Origin of the sequence: Yersinia sp. 2541 StPb PI (assembly GCF_052217145.1) — a bacterium.
In the GTDB taxonomy this organism is placed as follows: domain Bacteria; phylum Pseudomonadota; class Gammaproteobacteria; order Enterobacterales; family Enterobacteriaceae; genus Yersinia; species Yersinia enterocolitica_E.
Genome location: NZ_JAZGQB010000001.1, coordinates 2963842 through 2978574 on the forward strand (window position 1 = coordinate 2963842; position 14733 = coordinate 2978574).

The window sequence follows — 14733 nt, forward strand, 5'->3', positions numbered from 1 at the left end:
CGTAATTAGTGGGGTGAGTTATATTGTGCTGATTAAAAGGTCAACATTGTTAATTTAACATTTTAAACAATCCTACTCAGTTCTAAACCAACACCCTTGTGGATAGACCAGATTATCAGGTCTACGCATCTAATCAGAGTAATACTATGAATAAAGTATTTAAAGTCATTTGGAATAGTGCCTTAGGCCGCTATGACGTTGCATCTGAAATCTCTAAATCAGGAAAAAAAGCTAAGTCACTTTGCTCAGGAACTGTCGATACAACTTTAGGTTTAACGACCCCCTCTCGCCTGAGCCAAATTGCCATCACCTTGATGTTCACATTAGGGGCGAGCTCTGCTTTTGCTGCGGATGTAAGTGTTCCCGGATTTACACCTGAAGTTGATTTTACGCAGACGTTTAGTGGGGCCAACAATACTTTATCGGGGAGTTTTAGCAATATTGCCAAAGGTGATGTTGGTTTCAAAAACAGTAAACTGGGTGATATTCCCCCGGGGAACTTCCTCTATGGTGCTGAGAATCTGATCAGTAAAAATATTTTCAATTTAGGGGATATGGTTACTGAAACTTTCCTTGACCCGAAAGGCACTGGCGCATTAATTACTATTAATGTGTATAGCAGTACTGCGATGTCAATTAAACCACTTGCTGATTTTTCGGTACCTGTTTCTTATGCGGTTGGTGAAAATGGCCAGTATGTGAATCGCAACTTATTCCATGTGCAGGATAGCAGTGATCTGACCGTGGCTGTCGGCAGCACGGCCGCAGGTTGGGTTAATGACAGCAATAACTATTTTAACGCCATTCTTAAAGGCAGCCTGAAAAATGAAGCGGCAACAACGACTTCTTCAGGATTCTATGTTGACTCTACGACTTCAGCCCAGAATACAGTCTTAAATTACAACGCCAAAACTGTAGTCAATCTGGGGAGTAACAGCAATAACATTCGTGACAGTGGTACCTCGGTGGCGAATGCTGTACTTGATGACTTTACCGGTGCATTCACCAGCCCGTATTTAGGGGCCCAAAATGTTCAAAACTTTGCTGATTTCCAAAAATACAACAATGATTTAATCGCAGGCATTAAAAGTGGTGCGATTGCACTGGACAGCAATGGCTACCAGGCTGAACTTGCGCGAGCTTATATAACTACTAGCGGCCAGGTTACACCCAAAGTCACCCCGATCTATCTTGATATGGGGATTGATGCCAATGATGCCGTAAATCACCTGGTCGATTCTAGCCGTGTTGCCTTTATTCATGGTGATGGTCAACATGCTATTGTGAATATAGGTGCTGATGCCAATATTCAGGCGTTCAATACGGATATTTCCGTGGTGCGATTGAACGATGGCGCGACCCTGAATAACGCTGGGACATTAGGTTCAGCCGCAGGCACTGTTCGTGGCACCAATATTATTTTCGCCACTGACAGTACAGTAATCAATGAAGCGACTGGGGTTCTGGACGCGGGGACTAACCCTGACATGCTGGATTTCAAACCCATACCGAGTGCCACTTTACCACTGGATGTCGCCAGTGGGAGCCATACTGCAATTTTGGCTAATGGGGCCTCCTCAGTCACTAACAACGGCGTAATTAACACGGCTTCACGTGGGAGCAGTGTTTATACCCGCGTAGCTATCATTGACGGTACCTCAACCTTCGTCAATAACGGCGCTATTAACATTGCTGCAACTATCGATAAATCGCCTCCAACAGGGTATCTGAACGAAGGGGTGAGTGTTCAGAAAGGCTCTACCTTTGAAAATAACGGTACCGTCTATATTGGCCGTCAAGCACAGCGTTCAGCGACTGATATCGTCACTGATCTGGCTATTAAGACCCAGTCTTATGCCGTCAAATTACTGCAAGATACGGTTAATCTGAGCAATATCGCTACCTTTACCAATAGTGCGACCGGTAAAATCGTGATTGGCAGCAAAACTGAAAACTCTACAGCTATTGCTGCACAAGGAGCGAGAACAGTAGTCAATCAAAACGGCACTATTGAGCTCAACGGTGCTGGCGCGGTATCCGGACAAAATGCAGGGCAGAATATCGGTATCTCTTCCAGCGCTAACGCCACGAATATCTTCAATAATGGTGATATCGTTATAAATGGTATCAATACCGTCGGTATCAAAGTACTGACCAACAGTTCAGCCACTAACGCCGGTAACGTTTATGTAAATAACGGGCTTGATGCTGCCACTAAACTGGCGAACTACGGTATTCAGGCGGTTGGTGCGGGCGCGGTGGCTAATCTCTCTGGTGAGGTAAAGCTGGCGGGCGATGGTGCTATTGGGGTGGTTGCTGAAGATAAAGGTACCATTAATGTCTCCGGTACCGGCCAGGTTGAGTTTGTTTCAGGTAAAAAACAGGTGGGCTACCTGATTTACGGTACGGGCTCTAGCGTCAATAACATTGCCACGGGTGATGAAACGGTTTCAACCGAAGGCTCTACACTGTATCGCGTTGATAAGGGTGCCAGCTTTATCGGGACCACAGCCTCAACCATGAATGCCACCGGTAAAGATTCTTCTCTTATTCAAGTCACCGGTGTTGGCAGTACATTTAACTCCGGCGCGTTAGATATGGTCCTGTCTGGCGAGGGCTCTACTGGGGTAAAAGTCGAGGGTGGCGCCAGCGGCACCATCACGGCAGATGCCAGCCTGGAATTGAGCGGTGATGGGGCTACTGCCGGGATCGTCGATGGCAACTACTACGGCCTGGATGGTATTGCCACCGGTGCTACCGGAAAATCTGTCTTAACCAGTTCGGCGGTATTGACCACCGGTAACACCGCGTCTGGTGCCTATGGCTATATCGCCCGTAATGGCGGTGAGCTTATCCACAATGGCTCCATTGATTTTACACAAGCAGGCAGTACTGGCGTGCTGGTAGACGGCGGGATTCTGACCAACCAAAACCTCATCACAGTCAATGGGACTGCGGTCAATATTCAGGGTGCTAACTCTACCGTGAATAACAGCGGTACCGTCAACGCAACCGACGGCACCGCCGCTTATCTGCTGGGTGCGGGGGCGAGCCTGACCTTATCCGGTAACGGTGAAACCAAAGCGGGCGGCACTGCCCATGGTGTACTGCTTGATACCGGTGCCACAGCACTGACCGTGGATGGCGCAACCATCACCATGACGGCGGGCGGCACAGGTAATGCGATTGAAAACAAAGCGGAAATTACCGGCATTCAGTTAAAAAACACCTCGCTGACGGTGGGTAATGGTGCAGGTATTCGTACCGGTGCCTCCCTGGCGGCAACCAACTCTGGCACGATCAATGTCAACGGCAGCGGTACCGGTATTCTGTTTGCCAACACCGGCGACACCATCACCGATAATACGCTGGACATGTCCGACTCGGCCGGTCTGGTGATTAACGTCAATTCAGCCGCGGGCAAAGGGATTGTCACCAACTCCCGTCAGGATCTGAAAACCGGTGCCAGCGTAAACGTCAATGATGCCGCAGGCGGTGCAGCCCTGATTGTCAAAGGCACTACCGGCCGTGTCGAGCAGTCCGGTAACCTGATATCAACATCACTCACCAGCCCGGTGGTGGACATCAATAACGGTTATGTCACCAGCTTCGTCAACAGCGGTACCATTCAAGCCAACAGCGCCACCCAGCAGGCTGTCGTAACCAATACTGGGACGGGTCTGGCATTTACCAACGCCACGGGTGGCACAATTGTTGGCAAGGTGGATCTGTTAGCGGGCAACAACACCGTGACCCTGATGCAAGGCAGTAAAGGTACTGACTTCACCACCGGCAGCGGCGATGATGCCTTCATTCTGAAAGGGCTGACATTAGCCGATACCGGCGTGTTCAGCTCACTGAACGGCGGTACCGGCAGCGATACGCTGACGCTGGACAGTTCGCTGTATACCCTGAGTGATGCTGATGCCATCCAGAATATGGAATACATCAACCTGATCAATAACTCAACGCTGACACTGGACAATGTGCTGCTGGCGCTGGGTGACAGTCAGGATGACAATGCCAACACCGGTTTTAATCTGGGTGACGGCAGTCTGTTGCAGGTTAATAACCTGAATGCCGTGAGCTTTAACAGCAAGTTGAACGGCCTCGGCACGATGGCCGTTAATACCGCCGGTAATGCCTTTGATTTTACGGCCAATGCGGCACAGAACGCCTTTAACGGGGTACTGGCATTAGGCCACGCCACCTTTGAACTGGCGGCGGATAACACGGCAGCATTAGTGAATGCCACCCTGAAACTGGGCGCGGACAGTATCACCACCGTCGGTGACGGTGTGCAAACTATCGGTGGGTTGGCCTTTGACGGCGGTACGGTGAAATTTAACACCGGCACTCCGGGTGAGACGGTGGCGAAAAGCACTATCCATACCACCAAAGAGATGAACCTACTGGGCACCGGGACGGTGGTGGTGGACATCGACAGCGTCGACAACAGCCAGACGCCGGTCAATCCGGTACTGCCCATCATGGAGCAGGATGATGCCAATACCTTGCTGCAACTGGCGGTGAGTGATGTGGCCGTGCAGGGTAATGGCGGCAATCTGGTGCTGAAAGACCAGGATGGCAATGTCATTACCGATGCCACCACGGCCGATATTGCACAAAATGGCACCACGGTTGCCAAAGGCACTTACGATTATCGCCTGAGCAGCGGTACGGGTAACGACGGTTTGTATATCGGTTACGGCCTGACCGAAGTTGAACTGCTGGGCAGCGGTGCAGATGCACTGGCGCTGTATGCCACCAATAAAACCGGTCCTGCGGCGGATTTGAGTGCCAAAGTGACGGGCAGTGGTGAGTTGGCGATTGATACCGGTGCAGGAAATACGGTAACACTGTCCAATCTGGACAATGATTACACCGGTTCTACCGATGTACGCAGCGGCACCTTGCAGATGCTGAATGATAATGTGTTGGGGAATACCTCGCTGTTATCACTGGCAGCAGATACCGCCTTTGACATGAAGGGTCACAGCCAAACCGTGGGCGAACTGAACAGTACTGCGGGCTCAACGGTTGATCTCAATGGTGGCAGCTTAACCTTGAGCCAGGGCGGTGTGTCTGAGGGTGAACTGACCGGCAGGGGCGCGCTGACGATTGCCGCCAATGTGCTGAGCGTTAAGGGTGCCAATACTGGCCTGAGCGCGGTGACCACCATTACCAGTGGCGCACAAGCGTTACTGAACAATGCAGCGGGTCTGGGCGATGGCAATATCGTTAACGCCGGTCTGCTGACACTGAAAGGGGCTGCGGGCCAGTTAGCAAATGCTATCAGTGATGCCGGCAGTGTGGTGCTGGAAGATAGCAGCGACATCACATTGAGCGGTGATAACAGCCTGTTCAGTGGCCTGTTTGCTATCACGAACGGCAGCCAGTTAACTGCTTCTCAGGCAGAACATCTGGGGACGGCGGCGGTCACCAACGACGGCGCATTGGTGCTCAATAGTGCGAGTGACTGGTTGCTGGCCAACAGCATTAGCGGCAGTGGCAGCCTGACTAAAAACGGCACAGGCACCGTATCGTTGACACAATCTGCGGCCTATACCGGCCAGACAGATATCAATGCGGGTGGCCTGATGTTAGGCAGCAGTGCTGACCCCATGACGCTGGCAAGCCAGCAGGTGAATATAGCCAGCGGTGCCTTTATGGGCGGTTTTGGTGGTGTAGCGGGCGCGGTTGATAACCAGGGCGTGCTGTTTGTGGGCAACCCAACGGCACCGGTGGTACCGGCGATGGGACGTCTGGCCCCGGCCAGTAACATCTTTACCGTTGGCACTGACTTAACCAACAGCGGCACGGTATTTATCGGTAACAAAACCAGTGACGGTACGGGCACCACCGGTAACCAATTAGTGGTCAACGGCAACTATATTGGCAACAACGGTCTGCTGCACTTCAACACCGCGCTGGGCGACGACAGCTCTGCCACCGACAGCATGATTGTGAACGGCAACACCAGCGGCACCACTAACGTAAGCGTAGATAATGCGGGCGGTACGGGCGCTAAAACCTTAAACGGTATTGAGCTCATTCAGGTGAATGGTCAATCCGACGGTGAGTTTGTGAACCCTGGCCGTATCGTAGCGGGTGCATATGATTACTCACTCGTACGTGGGGTGGGTTCAAACGCCAGTAACTGGTATTTGACCAGCCTGAGCAATTTGCCGGTTGATCCAGAAAATCCGGTCGACCCGGAAAACCCGGCGGGTCCAGGCGAGGAAACTAAACGTCCTGAAGCCGGCAGCTACACCGCGAACCTGGCCGCAGCCAACACTATGTTTGTGACGCGTCTGCACGATCGTTTGGGCGAAACACAGTATATCGACGCCCTGACTGGCGAGCAGAAAGTGACCAGCATGTGGCTGCGTAACGAAGGCGGACATAACCGTTCACGTGACACCAGTGGTCAGTTGAAAACCCAAAGCAACCGCTATGTGATGCAATTGGGTGGCGATATCGCCCAGTGGAGCAACGATGGTCTGGACCGTTTACACCTGGGTGTGATGGCCGGTTACGGTAATAGCAAAAGCGACACCCACGCGAAATCGGGCTATAAGTCGAGTGGTTCGGTTGATGGTTACACCGCCGGGGTGTACAGCACCTGGTATGCCAACGACGAAGACAAGTCGGGCTTGTATGTTGACGGTTGGGCGCAGTACAGCTGGTTTAACAATAGCGTGCAGGGCGACGGTCTGGCGACGGAAGAGTATAAATCGAAAGGGATCACCGCGTCGGTCGAGAGCGGCTACACCTTTAAAATCGGCGAGAATAAGTCTAAGAACGAAACGTACTTTATCCAGCCGAAAGCCCAAATCACCTGGATGGGTGTGAAGGCTGACGAGCACCGTGAAGCAAACGGTACTCAGGTGAGTGGTCAAGGCGACGGTAATATCCAGACCCGTCTGGGGCTGCGTTCTTATATGAAAGGCCACCACGAAAGTGATAATGGCAAGGATCGCGAGTTCCAACCGTTTGTGGAAGCCAACTGGATCCACAACACCAAAGATTTTGGCACCAATATGAACGCGGTTGAAGTGAAACAAGCTGGCGCGAAGAATATCGGTGAACTGAAAGTGGGTGTTGAGGGGCAATTGAACAAGCAACTGAATGTCTGGGGTAACGTCGGCCAGCAATTGGGCGACAAAGGTTACAGCGATACTGCAGTGATGTTAGGGGTGAAATACAACTTCTAATCGTTATTAGCTCTCATCAATAACGGTGCTTCGGCACCGTTATTGATCTCCGAACAATTTAATAAAATCTTATTCTGAATAACTAAAAATTGCAGAGCAGATCAGAAGCCGCCATCGATATCCGTCACACCAATCAGCTTATGATTGACAAACTCCTTCAGTCCGAGACCAATCAGCTCGCGGCCATAGCCTGAGCGGCGCACACCGCCAAATGGCAGGTCAGCCTTCACCGCAGTCGGATGGTTGATGTAGACCATGCCGGTAGACATTTGAGCTGCAACCTTGCGGCCCCGTTCGATGTCTTGAGTGAACACCGAACCGCCAAGGCCGAAAGGCGAGTCATTCGCAATCTCGATAGCTTCCGCTTCATCTTTGGCTTTAAAGACCAGCGATACCGGGCCAAAGAATTCCCAGTAATACGCCGGGTTATCCTTAGTCAGGCCGGTGAGCAACACCGGCTGCACGAAGGCGCCCTGCGACGGCACCTCAGCACCAATCACGGTCAGGGTCGCGCCGTGGCCGACAGCTTCCTTCACCTGTTTACGCACATCGTCGGCCGCACCCTGTGAGGACAGCGGCGCCAGAGTCGTGGCAGGGTCCAGCGGATCGCCGGCCTTGAGTTGGGCAACGCCAGCTGTGTACTTATCAAGGAAAGCGTCGTAGATAGCCTCGACCACGATAATACGCTTGGACGAGCAGCACACCTGGCCGGCATTCCAGTGGCGGCCAAACACCGCCCACTTAGCGGCCTTGTCCAGATCAGCATCTTCCAACACCACAAAGGCGTCAGCACCACCCAGCTCCATCGTTGACTTCTTCAATGCCTTACCGGCCTGTGCTGCAACCACAGCGCCAGCGTCCTCCGAACCCGTTAGCGCAACACCATGTACACGCGGATCGTTAATGATGGTTTCTAGTTGCTCACGGCTAGCGTAGAGGTTTTTGAATCCGCCTACCGGCATGCCGGCTTCAAGCATTAGCTTCTCAAACACATCGGCGGATTGCGGTACGTTAGACGCATGCTTGAGTATCACGACATTCCCGGCCGCTAACTGCGGCGCGATGATTCGAGCTATCTGGTAGTAAGGAAAATTCCACGGTTCGATAGCCAGGATGATGCCTAGAGGCTCATGCACCAGCCACGCTTCGGTTACCGCAGGGTCTTTAGAATGCAGCTTCTCCGGCGCCAGTTGCTGCTGCGCATTCTCGACGTAGTACTCAAAGATAGCCGCCGACAGTTCGACCTCCGCTTCGGCCTCTCCCAGTAGCTTACCCATCTCCAGTGTCAACAACTTGGCGTATTCGGTATGCTTGGCTCGGAGCAAGTCGGCCGCCTTTTGCAGCACGGCAACACGATCGGCGATTGTAGTATTTTTCCATTGCTTGAATGCCCCATCGCCTTGATCCAGAGCAAGAGCAACATCGGCAGTAGTGGCGTCAGAAAACGTCTTGATCGTTTCGCCGGTGTAGGGATTGGTTGTTGCGTAGGCCATCTTTCGTTCCTTGGTTGCATGCAGGGACCGTTCGCGAACGAACAGCCTATAAAAGAAAGTCCGACTCAGGATCGTCACCGACTAAAACCAGAGCGTTCCCGAGAGAGGAAACGTCATTCGGACGGCAGTGATATCACTCAACAATTAGATGATGAACGTAATGCAAATAAAAACGGCATCGTAGAAGAGTGTATTCGCTCCATGGCGATTCAGACACTTTTATCCGATTAAAATATGTGATTCTCTTAGCGCTATTTATAACTCCAGGTTCAGTCCCTGAGGGAGGAACAACACAAAAGCCTTCGTCGCGCCATAAATTGATATACCGAATTCCGGTGCCAGACCGACGATCGGACCCATTATTCATACTGGAGGTCATCTTGATTTTATGATGCTTGGAGCTCGTTCAAGCTGGCTAAGGTCGCATTCAAGTTCAACATTGGCCTTCGGTATCCAAATGCCCACGGTAAATCCACCCCACGCTTGAATACGAAGTTGTGCGTGACGTCCTCTGAAGGAAACTTTGATAATCGATGGAAAAAATGTCGGATGGAGGGAAAACCAGACAAAGCAGCACTTACAACGCTAAATTGTTCAAATAATAGGCTAACTTGTCGGTAACGCAAGATTACGCTGTCATTAATCCACAATTTATTGATGGGTTTATTCTAATAAAATGTGTCGCCTAACAATAATAACAATAGCCCCCCAAAATCATCATCTAAGCGTCAAAGAGGATTCACTTGCACAAATAGATTATGCATGTCATATATAATAGATGTTGGTCATCATAAATAATTGTTGGGATGGGGAATCAATATGAAATACACCACTTTTGGTCGTAATAGCGGCCTACGGGTTTCCGAACTGGCACTGGGTACCGGTAACTTTGGTACTGCCTGGGGATATGGCTCGGAAAAAGAGGAAGCAAAACAGGTATTTGACCGCTATGCCGAGGCCGGGGGTAATTTCATCGACACCGCAGATACTTACCAATTCGGTCAATCTGAACAGATCGTAGGAGAGTTTATTGCTGCGGAACGTGATCGTTTTGTGGTCGCAACAAAATATACGCTGGGAGCACAACCGGATGCGGGGATTGCTCAAACCGGAAACAGCCGCCGCAATATGATTGCTTCCGTGGAAAGCAGCCTTAAACGGCTTAACACCGACCGCATTGATTTATTGTGGGCCCATTTTGATGACCAGTTAACGCCTCTTGAAGAAATTGTGCGCGCTTTTGACGACCTGACTCGTGCAGGCAAAATACAGTATGCAGGGCTTTCCAATTTCCCGGCATGGCGCATTGCACGGGCAGATACCTTGGCAGAATTACGCGGCTGGTCACGTATTGCCGGTATTCAGGTAGAGTACAGTTTGGTACAGCGAACGGCTGAACGTGAACTACTGCCGATGGCCGAAGCACTCGGCTTAGCAGCCACACTGTGGTCACCTCTGGGGGGAGGATTGCTGACAGGAAAATATCGTCAAAGCGATGAAGGTCGTCTACTTGGTTTTGCGGGCCGATTGGTGCATACCGAGCAAGATACTGCGCTACTCGATGAAGTTATCGCGATAGCACAGGAACACCACGTGCAACCATTACATATTGCTGTTGCCTGGTTGCGCCATAAAGCCGCAAACTCCCCTACCAGCCTAATCCCTATTTTAGGCTCCCGTACCCAAGCCCAACTGGATGACACACTGGCAGCATTAGATGTGATATTGAGTGATGAACAAGTGGCACGTCTTGATAAGGTCAGCGCCATTACTCTGGGAACGCCACACGAACAAATCGCCAACACTCTGGCACGGGCGCAGGGCGGCGATAGTACGCGTATCATCGCCCCCCGACCACCGCGGGCATGAATCAAGGTCTGTATTGATGAGAGGCAACATCTATTGATGTGCTAGCATGGCATACTTTATGATGCTGCCTGTTCAATCAGGAGAAATGTATGGCCCGAGTATCAAAGCAACAGATGGCACTCAATCGCGAGTCAATCGTACAGACCTCTTCACAACTCTTCCGTGCCCGGGGTTTGAATGGTGTCAGCGTCAACGATTTAATGGCTGCGGTCGGATTGACTCATGGCGGGTTCTATGGACACTTTACCTCTAAAGATGAATTGGCGGCTATCGCCAGTCGCAAAGCGCTCGACGATTCCAGCACCCGTTGGCAGCAAATCAGCAGCCAGCCCGAGCATCATAATCTGCGCACGTTAGTCGAACTTTATCTCTCAACCACCCACCGTGACCATGCAGAAGATGGCTGTGCAATTACTGCGCTAGCCAGCGATGTGGCACGTGAGAATGATGAGAATCCGGTGCGAGAGGTTTATCTCAGTGGCGTGAGATCCCTGCTAGACAGATTAATGTCTGTTTCTGATATAGAAAATGAAGAACAACGCAGGCAACACGCGCTGGCACAGCTTGCTATGTTGTCCGGTGCATTAACACTGGCGCGCGCCACCGCCGGGGATAAGTTGTCGGATGAATTTCTTGAAGCAGCCAAAAAAGCCTTATTGACTGAAGAAAAGTAATGTCCCCACGGCCGGATTATCAAGGTGCCAATCATCCTGTGCTAAAAACTTTTCGCCTATAGCTTAAGTGGCTATTTGCCCGCAAACATCCTGTCACTAAGGAAATCGATAAATACCCGTAATTTAGGCGTGATATAACGCCCGGAAGGCCACACCACATGCAAGCTCACTGTGCGCTTTACATAACTATCCAGCAAGCTTCGTAATTTGCCTTCCGCCACTGCCTTTCCCATCGAAAAATCCGGTAAGCAGGCGATGCCCAATCCTCTTAAAGCAAAACACATTCTGGTTTCAATGTTGTTGCATACCATCGAGATTGGGATCCGCAAATCAGACTCATTAGGCAAGGGCCAGGTTTCCAATTTTCCGCTGTTAGGGAAACGATAATGCAGGCAGATATGATTCGCCAGTTCAACAGGGTGCATAGGCTCACCATGCTGCTCCAGATAGGCGGGCGATGCCACCAGTAGCATGGTGGACTGCCCCAACTTACGTGCTGACAAACGGGAATCAGTCAGTTCACCGGTGCGGACGACGGCATCAAATCCCTCTTCGACCACATCAACAATCCGATCACTGAAATCCAGATCTAGCTCAATGTCGGGGTATGCGAGCATAAAATCGGCCAATACGGGTAACAACAATGTGCTCACCAGTGGCAAACTGACCCGCAACCTGCCGCGCGGCTTATCGGTAAGTTGTAACAGCTCAAGCTCTGCGGCCTCTACCTCAGCAAGAATCCGCCGACTACGTTCAAGAAAAAGCGCACCTTCGGAAGTCAGTGCTATGCTGCGAGTGCTGCGGTGAAATAATCTCACGCCTAACCGCCCCTCGAGCCGTGCGATATTCTTACCAACCGCCGAAGCGGAAACACCCAATATACGCCCTGCCATCACAAAACTACGGGTCTCGGCCACTTGAACAAAAACACTCAGACTGCTTAGGCTATCCATCACGGCTCCGATTGCGGACATTTATATCCTCTAATACTGGAAATCTACCCCACTTTTTCCTGATTGCGTAGTTATCTATTGTTAGATGGCCATCTATGGTTAAGTCTTCATTCAGATTAAGGAATTACTATGTCTGCGAGTTCGTTAGTGCCAATACAGCCAGTGCATCTGGCAGCCAGAATTAATACAGTGATTGATCAGGCGCTCACCGAACAGCGCTTGGTGGGTACCGTGGTCATGGTGGCGCTTAACGGCGAGACACATTTCAGCCGGGCAGCAGGATGGGCGGATCGCGAAACCGGACAACCGATGACCTCCAATACCCTGTTTCGTTTGGCATCCATCAGTAAGCCGATCGTTTCTACAGCAGCAATGGTATTAGTCGCACAGGGTAAGCTCGACCTTGATGGCGATATCCGGCGCTGGTTACCTGACTTTCAACCCCGGCTGGCAAATGAGGAATTACCAACCATTACGATACGCCAATTACTCAGCCATACCGCCGGTTTGAGCTATCGCTTTTGTGAAGCTGATGAGGATGGGCCCTATGCTCGCGCGGGGATCTCCGATGGCATGGATCGATCAGCAATCACACTCAACGAGAACTTACGTCGGTTAGCCGATGTGCCACTATATTATGCCCCAGGAACTGCATGGGCTTATTCATTGGCAATTGATGTATTAGGTGCAGTTATCGAGCAAGTTTGTGGTCGGCCATTAGATCAAGCAGTAAGGGCATTGGTCACCGAGCCACTACATATGCAGGACACGGATTTTTTCACCCATGATGTCAGTCGGCTAGCTACGCCTTATGTCAGTGATACACCTGCGCCACACCCCTTGCAGGAAGATGAACTTGTCGCCGCGTTCCCCGATACCATCGGTATTCGATTTTCCCCTGCCCGTGCACTCAATCGCCATGCTTTCCCTTCTGGCGGTGCGGGGATGATAGGCAGTGCCAACGACCTGTTGAGCTTGCTGGAAACGCTACGTCGGGGTGGCTCACCACTGCTTCCAGCGGCTTTAGTCGATGAGATGGGCCGAGACCAAATTCAGGGTCTTATCTTACCTGACTCTCCCGGTTTGGGCTTCGGGTTAGGCTTTTCGGTCTTGCGCGATCCACACGAGGCTGATTCACCTGAGTCCGTTGGTACATGGCGTTGGGGAGGTGCATATGGTCACTCATGGTTTGTTGATAGGATTCAAGGGATATCCGCAGTCGCATTAACTAATACCCTATACGAAGGTATGTCCGGGCAATTTGTCAACGATCTGCGGGACGCCATCTATGGCGTCGGGAAACAATAATGAAAACAGCGCCCTTTCCTCTCTCGGCATTATTGGCTCTCGCGATGACGGGCTTTATTGCCATCATGACCGAGACATTACCAGCTGGATTATTGCCGCAGATCGGCCAAGGGTTGGGGGTTTCACAAGCATTGGCCGGCCAATTGGTGACACTCTATGCTCTGGGTTCGTTACTGGCTGCGATCCCCTTAATTACTTTGACCCGCAGTTGGGGGCGGCGTAAAGCCTTACTCAGCGCCATTGTCGGTTTTTTCATATTCAATACTTTAACCACTATTTCGCCTTGGTTCAGTTTAACCTTACTGGCCCGTTTTATGGCCGGTGCTGCCGCTGGACTGGCATGGGGGCTTATCGCAGGTTACGCACGACGTATGGTACAACCTCATCAACAAGGGCGCGCAATGGCGATCGCCATGACCGGCACCCCTATCGCCCTGGCACTAGGGGTACCATTGGGGGCATGGCTGGGTATGGTGCTCAGTTGGCGCAATGCATTTGCCATTATGTCGGGATTAACTTTGCTGCTGATTGTCTGGGTTATCGTGAAAATACCTGATTATCCAGGGCAATCGGCCAAACAGCAGCAACCGGTGCGCAAAGTGTTCACCACCCCTGGCGTACGCCCCATTTTGTCGGTTATTGTCCTTTGGATGCTGGCACATAATATTCTTTATACCTATATTGCCCCTTTTATCACCCCAGTCGGGTTGGAAAATCAGCTCGATAAAGTGCTGTTGGTATTTGGTGTCAGTGCGCTAGCGGGAACTTGCTTCACCGGATTAGTCGTGGATCGATGGTTACGTGGCGCGGTATTACTGAGTCTTGGTACCTTTATTCTGGCTGCATTGATATTGGCAATCGCCGGGGGATCCCCCTCCGCGATTTATGGCAGCATGTTGCTCTGGGGCCTCAGTTTTGGTGGCGCATCCACACTATTGCAAACCGCGTCGGCGGATGCCGCAGGACAAAATGCCGATGTGGCGCAGTCAATGATTGTGGTGGCTTGGAATTTAGCCATTGCAGGGGGCGGGATCATCGGTGGCCTGTTGTTACAAAGCGCCGGAGCAGTAAGTTTCCCGTGGACAGTGTTGGGGTTATTACTCCTTGGGTTGATTATTGTCTGGCAGGCTCAACAATACGGGTTCAAACCGGGTATTCGTAGTGCAATGCACGTTGAAAAATGCTGAGGTAATACATATAAAGACACCCGCTATTGCGG

Annotated in this window: 8 protein-coding genes and 2 pseudogenes; 6 read left to right on the plus strand and 4 right to left on the minus strand. The window is 51.3% G+C overall.

The features are described from left to right. The first annotated feature begins 146 nt into the window (after positions 1-146). A complete protein-coding gene (locus tag V1953_RS13340; RefSeq protein WP_442851036.1) occupies positions 147-7217 on the plus strand; it encodes an autotransporter outer membrane beta-barrel domain-containing protein in 7071 nt (2356 codons plus the stop codon). A gap of 101 nt (positions 7218-7318) precedes the next feature. Here V1953_RS13340 and V1953_RS13345 read toward each other — a convergent pair whose 3' ends face one another. After that, positions 7319-8710: an NAD-dependent succinate-semialdehyde dehydrogenase gene (locus tag V1953_RS13345; RefSeq protein ID WP_442847941.1), complete on the minus strand. Its 1392-nt coding sequence runs from the start codon at positions 8708-8710 to the stop codon at positions 7319-7321. Positions 8711-8728: 18 nt separating this feature from the next. Between V1953_RS13345 and V1953_RS13350 the strand changes: the two genes are divergently transcribed. Continuing rightward, positions 8729-8941, plus strand: a complete 213-nt coding sequence (locus V1953_RS13350; RefSeq protein ID WP_127891203.1) for a hypothetical protein — start codon at positions 8729-8731, stop codon at positions 8939-8941. Positions 8942-8968: 27 nt separating this feature from the next. On the opposite strand, the pseudogene V1953_RS13355 reads toward V1953_RS13350, so the two are convergent. After that, positions 8969-9061 (minus strand): annotated as a pseudogene (locus tag V1953_RS13355) (SDR family NAD(P)-dependent oxidoreductase); the annotation flags it as partial. Positions 9062-9085: 24 nt separating this feature from the next. Continuing rightward, positions 9086-9268: pseudogene (locus V1953_RS13360) on the minus strand (pYEATS domain-containing protein); the annotation flags it as partial. A 261-nt stretch (positions 9269-9529) separates the two neighbouring features. On the opposite strand from V1953_RS13360, the gene V1953_RS13365 reads away from it, so the two are divergent. Both V1953_RS13365 and V1953_RS13370 read left to right on the plus strand, forming a co-directional pair. Further along, complete coding sequence (locus V1953_RS13365) at positions 9530-10579, plus strand: aldo/keto reductase (protein WP_083159242.1); 1050 nt, start codon at positions 9530-9532, stop codon at positions 10577-10579. Positions 10580-10668: 89 nt separating this feature from the next. Further along, positions 10669-11253 carry a TetR/AcrR family transcriptional regulator gene (locus V1953_RS13370; RefSeq protein WP_442847942.1) on the plus strand — a complete coding sequence of 195 codons (585 nt, stop codon included), beginning with the start codon at positions 10669-10671 and terminating at the stop codon, positions 11251-11253. A gap of 71 nt (positions 11254-11324) precedes the next feature. On the opposite strand, the gene V1953_RS13375 is transcribed toward V1953_RS13370, so the two are convergent. Beyond that, positions 11325-12206 carry a LysR family transcriptional regulator gene (locus V1953_RS13375; RefSeq protein WP_083159244.1) on the minus strand — a complete coding sequence of 294 codons (882 nt, stop codon included), beginning with the start codon at positions 12204-12206 and terminating at the stop codon, positions 11325-11327. A gap of 129 nt (positions 12207-12335) precedes the next feature. Between V1953_RS13375 and V1953_RS13380 the strand changes: the two genes are divergently transcribed. Continuing rightward, positions 12336-13514, plus strand: coding sequence for a serine hydrolase domain-containing protein (locus tag V1953_RS13380; protein ID WP_083159245.1), 1179 nt, complete (start codon positions 12336-12338; stop codon positions 13512-13514). Further along, complete coding sequence (locus V1953_RS13385; protein ID WP_420073658.1) at positions 13514-14701, plus strand: MFS transporter; 1188 nt, start codon at positions 13514-13516, stop codon at positions 14699-14701. The genes V1953_RS13380 and V1953_RS13385 overlap by 1 nt, the downstream gene beginning before the upstream one ends. The last annotated feature ends 32 nt before the right edge of the window (positions 14702-14733 follow it).

Excerpts from the sequence above, each read along its gene's own strand:
- V1953_RS13350 (WP_127891203.1), top strand. The coding sequence starts at position 8,729 with ATGCAGGGACCGTTCGCGAACGAACAGCCTATAAAAGAAAGTCCGACT.
- V1953_RS13375 (WP_083159244.1), bottom strand. The coding sequence starts at position 12,206 with ATGGATAGCCTAAGCAGTCTGAGTGTTTTTGTTCAAGTGGCCGAGACC.
- V1953_RS13385 (WP_420073658.1), top strand. The coding sequence starts at position 13,514 with ATGAAAACAGCGCCCTTTCCTCTCTCGGCATTATTGGCTCTCGCGATG.
- V1953_RS13365 (WP_083159242.1), top strand. The coding sequence starts at position 9,530 with ATGAAATACACCACTTTTGGTCGTAATAGCGGCCTACGGGTTTCCGAA.
- V1953_RS13370 (WP_442847942.1), top strand. The coding sequence starts at position 10,669 with ATGGCCCGAGTATCAAAGCAACAGATGGCACTCAATCGCGAGTCAATC.
- V1953_RS13345 (WP_442847941.1), bottom strand. The coding sequence starts at position 8,710 with ATGGCCTACGCAACAACCAATCCCTACACCGGCGAAACGATCAAGACG.
- V1953_RS13380 (WP_083159245.1), top strand. The coding sequence starts at position 12,336 with ATGTCTGCGAGTTCGTTAGTGCCAATACAGCCAGTGCATCTGGCAGCC.
- V1953_RS13340 (WP_442851036.1), top strand. The coding sequence starts at position 147 with ATGAATAAAGTATTTAAAGTCATTTGGAATAGTGCCTTAGGCCGCTAT.